The sequence below is a fragment of the Streptomyces sp. ActVer genome (assembly GCF_027270795.1).
GTDB classification, from domain to species: domain Bacteria; phylum Actinomycetota; class Actinomycetes; order Streptomycetales; family Streptomycetaceae; genus Streptomyces; species Streptomyces umbrinus_A.
In genome coordinates, this window is the sequence record NZ_JAPWHT010000612.1 from 1 (window position 1) to 4,958 (window position 4,958).

General features: G+C 73.4%; 2 protein-coding genes and 2 pseudogenes. 2 read left to right on the top strand and 2 right to left on the bottom strand.

What is annotated here, in order from left to right:
- Positions 1-237 (top strand): annotated as a pseudogene (locus tag O3Q52_RS48810) (hypothetical protein); the annotation flags it as partial.
- A gap of 143 nt (positions 238-380) precedes the next feature.
- On the opposite strand, the gene O3Q52_RS48815 reads toward O3Q52_RS48810, so the two are convergent.
- On the bottom strand, positions 381-2,552 hold the full coding sequence (locus tag O3Q52_RS48815; RefSeq protein WP_269654885.1) for a SpoIIE family protein phosphatase: 2,172 nt from the start codon (positions 2,550-2,552) through the stop codon (positions 381-383).
- 250 nt (positions 2,553-2,802) lie between these two features.
- Between O3Q52_RS48815 and O3Q52_RS48820 the strand changes: the two genes are divergently transcribed.
- Positions 2,803-3,405: a response regulator transcription factor gene (locus tag O3Q52_RS48820; protein ID WP_269654886.1), complete on the top strand. Its 603-nt coding sequence runs from the start codon at positions 2,803-2,805 to the stop codon at positions 3,403-3,405.
- Positions 3,406-3,729: 324 nt separating this feature from the next.
- Here the strand turns inward: O3Q52_RS48820 and O3Q52_RS48825 are convergent.
- A pseudogene (locus tag O3Q52_RS48825) lies at positions 3,730-4,812 on the bottom strand (ATP-binding cassette domain-containing protein); the annotation flags it as partial.
- Positions 4,813-4,958 lie beyond the last annotated feature (146 nt).

Below are 4,958 nucleotides of genomic sequence, written 5' to 3' on the forward strand. Positions count from 1 at the left end.
GGCGACGCGGGTGCCGGCGAGGAGGCCGGCGCCGGCGAAGAGGCTGGTGCCGGCGAAGAGGCTGGTGCTGGCGAAGAGGCCGGTGCTGGCGAAGAGGCCGGTGCCGGTGAGGAAGCCGGTGCCGGTGGTGACGCGATCGGCGGCGAAGAGGTCGGCGGCGAGGAGCAGGTCGGCGGCGTCAATGACCAGAACGGCGACGGCGTGGACGACGAGTCGGGTCTCACGAACAACCAGTGATCTGAACGTACGTCGGTAACGCTTGCCAGTTCGTTGGAGCGGCTCGGTCCCCCAGGGGGCCGGGCCGCTCTTGTGTGGGGCTGGTTTGAGGTGGTGTGTCGTCTGCGGGTCGTGGGGGCTGGGCGCGCAGTTCCCCGCGCCCCTCAGGGGGCTGGGCGGGCTCGGAGCAGGAGTAGTGCCACGTCGTCCACCCGTTGTTCTGCCGTTCCGCTGTGTTCCACCAGGGAGTCGGCGACCTCGTCGAGGGGGCGGTCGCCGATCTCGCTGAGGCGTTGGGCCAGGCCGGCCAGTGCGTCCTCGATGTCGACGCCGGGGGACTCGATCAGCCCGTCGGTGTAGAGGGCGAGCAGCGACCCGGGCGGCAGAGCGACGTCGGTCGTCGGGTAGGTGGCGGCAGGGTCGATGCCGAGCAGTGGCCCGCCGGCCAGGTCGAGGACCCGTACCTTGCCGTCCGGCTTTCTCAGCAGGGGCGGTGGATGCCCCGCCCGGGCCATCACGAGCTGCCCGTGCGCCGGGTCCAGACGCAGATAGACACAGCTCGCGAAGAGTTCCGTACCCAGGTCGATCATCAGCCGGTTGGTGCTGCTCATGACCTCCCCGGGTGGCTGGCCGACGGTCGTGTACGCACGTACGGCGGTACGGATCTGCCCCATCAGGCCGGCCGCGGTGACGTTGTGGCCCTGCACGTCCCCGATCACCGCCGCGGCCTGGCCGCCCGTCGCGCCCTCGCCGCCCGTCGGCAGGAGGTCGTAGAAGTCCCCGCCGATCTCCATGCCCTGTGTCGCGGGCAGATAGCGGGCGGCCGCCTCGATGCCGGGCAGGGACGGCAGTGAGTGCGGCAGCAGCGCGGCCTGCAGACCGTGCGCCAGCTGGTGCTTGGCGTCGTAGAGGCGGGCCCGTTCCAGCGCCTGCGCGATCAGTCCGCTGAGGCTGGTCAGAACGGCACGCTCGTCGGCCGGGAAGGCATGCGGATCGGTGTACGCGAGGACGCAGGTGCCCACCGGCCGCCCGGACGCGATGAGCGGCAGGAACGCCCAGGCCGCCATGCCGTCGGGCGTGGAGTTCCGGGCCGGGTAGAGGCGCTCCAGCTGCTGACGGGAGTCGAAGAAGGCGGGCACACCGCTTCTCAGGGCGTGCGCCCCGGGAGTCTGCTCGGTCAGCGGCATCCCGTCGAAGCGCTCCACGACATGCGGATCGGGATAGCCGCGGTGGCCGAGGACGTGCAGCCGGTCCGCCTGGGTGCCGAGGAGCACCAGCGCCTGGCTGCCGACGGCGGGCGCGATCTCGTCCGCGACCAGCTGCACCACGTCCTGCACACCGACCGCCTCGGTGAGCGCCCCGGCCAGGCTCAGCACCTGCGAGATGGTCACGAGGCGCGTGCCGGTGTCCGCGTGCCGGAACCCCGCGGGGCCCTCCCGCGCCACGGCGCGCGCCCGGGTGATGCGCAGGCTCAGCCCGTTCGTACTGGGATAGAGCCGGAACGACAGCCAGTCCGCGGGCGGCCGGAGCGCCACGAAAGACGTCGCCTGCTGGCTGAGCAGCGCGGCCCGGTAGCGGTCCTCGTAGACCGGATCGTTGAGCCACGGCACGGTCGCCCACAGCTGGGTGCCAAGGAGCCCGCTGACCGGCAGGCCGAGCAGGTCGCCCGCCGCCGCGTTGGCGAAGCTGATCCGGCCGTGCAGATCGAGCGCGCACAGCCCGTACGGCAGCCGCGCCACCATCCGCGCCGCCTCCACCGTGCCGAGTGTTCCGGCCACCGTCGCCACCGACGCCGGGGCGATCAGATCGGGCTCCGGACGGATCGGCCGGCCCTCCTCGACGGCCCGCTCCAGGCGCAGTGCGAGCCGGTCGCAGGCTGCGGTGAGATGGTCCCGCTCCCGGTCGGACAGCTCCGCGGGGTGCGAGCCAGGCCAGGTCACGAAGACCGCCCCGAAGGTGGCCCTGTCGGTCGCCACCGGCAGTGCGGCCAGCGCGAACGGGTACGGCAGGACGACGGCGATCCGCGGATAGTGGCGGGCCATGTCCTCCTCGCCGCCCACCCACACGAGCCGCCGGTCGCGCGCCGCCTCCGCCACCGGGATCGGCGCGCTCAGGCCCACCCGCTCCCAGGGTGCCGCGAAGGCCCTGGGCAGCCCGGCCATCACCGCCATCTCAAGGACCGGCTCGCCGGGGGTGAGCAAATACACCGCGCCCGAGTGCGCGTGCACGTCGTCCATGAGCGCGGCGAGCGTCAGCGACAGCAGCGGCCGGCCGACCGGCGGCGGGGCGGCGTCCCGGTCCTGCCCGGACGCCTGCCAGTCGGACACGCCGACCACCTCCTCCCACGGACACGCGAAGGAGCCCAGGGCACAAGGCTCCCTCGGGAGGGCGGTTCCCGCACGGCGAGGGGGCCTCGGGATGCGATGGCCACCGGCCTCGACGCCATGGTCACCGACCATTTCGCCTCGGTCACCGACCATGGCCGGTTCTTCACGCCCGGGACAGGAGAGAAGTGGGACGCGCCTGTCATTGGGCACACGCGCAGAGCACGAAGGAATCGGCAGGCGGAGGGCGGAAGGGACGGACGTGATCCGGGTGCTTCTGGTGCACGACGTGTGTCTGGTGAGGTCGGTCCTGGCGGAGTGGCTGCGCCATGTGTCCGACTTGACGGTGTTCGACGCCGAGTGGCGCGGCGCGCCCGGGAGCGCCCGATCGCTGCGGCCCGACGTCTGCGCGGCGGATCTCGAACGCGTCGACTCGCACGAGATGCCGCCGCTCGGCGACCTGTGCGGCCGGGGCACGACGGACCCCCGGCTGCTGGTCCTGGCCACGGCGCGAAGACCCGGTCTCCTGCGGCGCGCGTTCGACGCCGGGGCGCTCGGCTACGTCGACAAGGAGGGCTCACCGGAGCGGCTGGTCTCCGCGATACGACGGGTGGCCGCGGGCGAACGCTTCGTCGACGACTCGCTCGGCTTCGGCTTCCTCAGGGCCGCCCGGATGCCGCTGACCAGCAGGGAGCTGAGCGTGCTCTCACTGGCCGCCGAGGGCGCCTCCGTCGCGGAGATCGCCGGAAGCCTCCACCTGTCCAACGGGACCGTACGGAACTACATGGCGGCGATCACGCGGAAGACCGGCGCCCGCAACCGCGTCGACGCCATCCGGATCTCGCAGGGGGAGGGCTGGGTGTGACGCCTCCGGCCGGTGGGCGGCCGGAGCGGAAGGAGTGTCCGGGGTTCCGCCGACCGGCGACCAGGCACCGACCAGATCGCGGTAGAGCGGGGACCGCTCCATCAGGTCGTCGTGACTGCCGTACGCGGTCCGTCGGCCGTCCATGACCAGTACCCGGTCGGCGCGGAGGGCGGAGCTGATGCGGTGCGCCACGACCACGAGCGTGCCGCCCCGCCGGGCGAAGGCGCGCTCCACGCGCTCCTCGGCCGCCGGGTCCAGGTGGCAGGTCGCCTCGTCCAGCAGGGCGAGGGAGGCTCGCGCCAGGTAGGCGCGGGTCAGCGCGATGAGCTGGCGCTCGCCCGACGACAGGGCTCCCGGGTCGACCTCGGCCGTCGGCCCGCCCAGCCGGTCGAGCAGAGCGCTCAGCCCGACGGCCTCGGCCGCGGCCAGCAACTCCCGCTCCGGCACCCGGTCCGGCCGCAGTTGGCCGAGGTTCTCGGCGAGCGTCCCGGTGAAGACGTACGCCTCCTGCGGGATCAGTACGCGGACTGGGCGCCCGGGGTGGTCGGGCCCAGAGACGTCGGGTACAGGGCGGTCGGGCGCCGGGCCTGTGCCGACGGAGCCTCCGGTCGGTGCGAGGAGCCCGGCTATGAGGGCGGTGAGCGTGGACTTGCCGATGCCGCTGGGGCCCACGATCGCCAGGTGGGTGCCGTGGGGGACGGACAGGTCGAGGCCGTCGATCACCGGCTCGCTGGCGGGGCCGTAGGCGAAGGTGAGGGAGGAGAGGGTGACGGCGGCGGGAGGGCGGCCGGGCGGTGTGGGCCCCGGTGCGGGTGCCGTGTCCGGAGCGGGGGCATTCGCGAGTGCCGAGGACTTGGCGGGTGCCGGAGTATCCGGTGCGAGCCGGCGGAGGACGACCGCCAGCCGGGAGCCGCTCGTGCCCAGGCCGTGGATCAGGTTCTGGAGGGCCGGGAGCAGGGACTGCGTGACATAGGCGAGGGCGCCCACCAGCGCGCCGGGTGTGACCCCGTGGGCGAGGAGCCAGGGTGCGGTCGCGAGCAGGAGGACGATCGGGAGCTGTCCGCCGATCGCCAGGGCCACCACCCGCAGGACGCCCCAGCGGGCCAGGGACCTTGCGGCGCACTGCTCGGCCGCGATGCGTGCCCCCGCGTCGGCGGCGACCTGGTCCTCGGCGCCGGCGGCTGTGATGTCCCTCAACCCCGGGCAGATCGTGCCGAGTTGGGCGGCGAGTTCCTCGTCGGCCACGAGGAAGGCCTCCTGACGGTGGGTCAGCGGCCGCAGTGTCAGGGCGAACAGGGCCACGCCCGCGGCGAGTGGCGGCGCCACCACGAGGAGCAGCGCCGGCGCGAGCGAGAACAGGCCGATCAGGGCTCCGGCGGCGGTGAACACGAACGAGCGCGACACCATGACGAGTCCGGCGAAGGTGTCCCGGGCGATTTCCACCTGCTGGGTGAGCCGGGACAGCGCACCCCGGTCCGGGTCCCGCACCCCCCGCTCGACCACGTGCCGCACGAGCCGGTCCCGCAACGGCTCGACCAGCGCGGCCACAGATC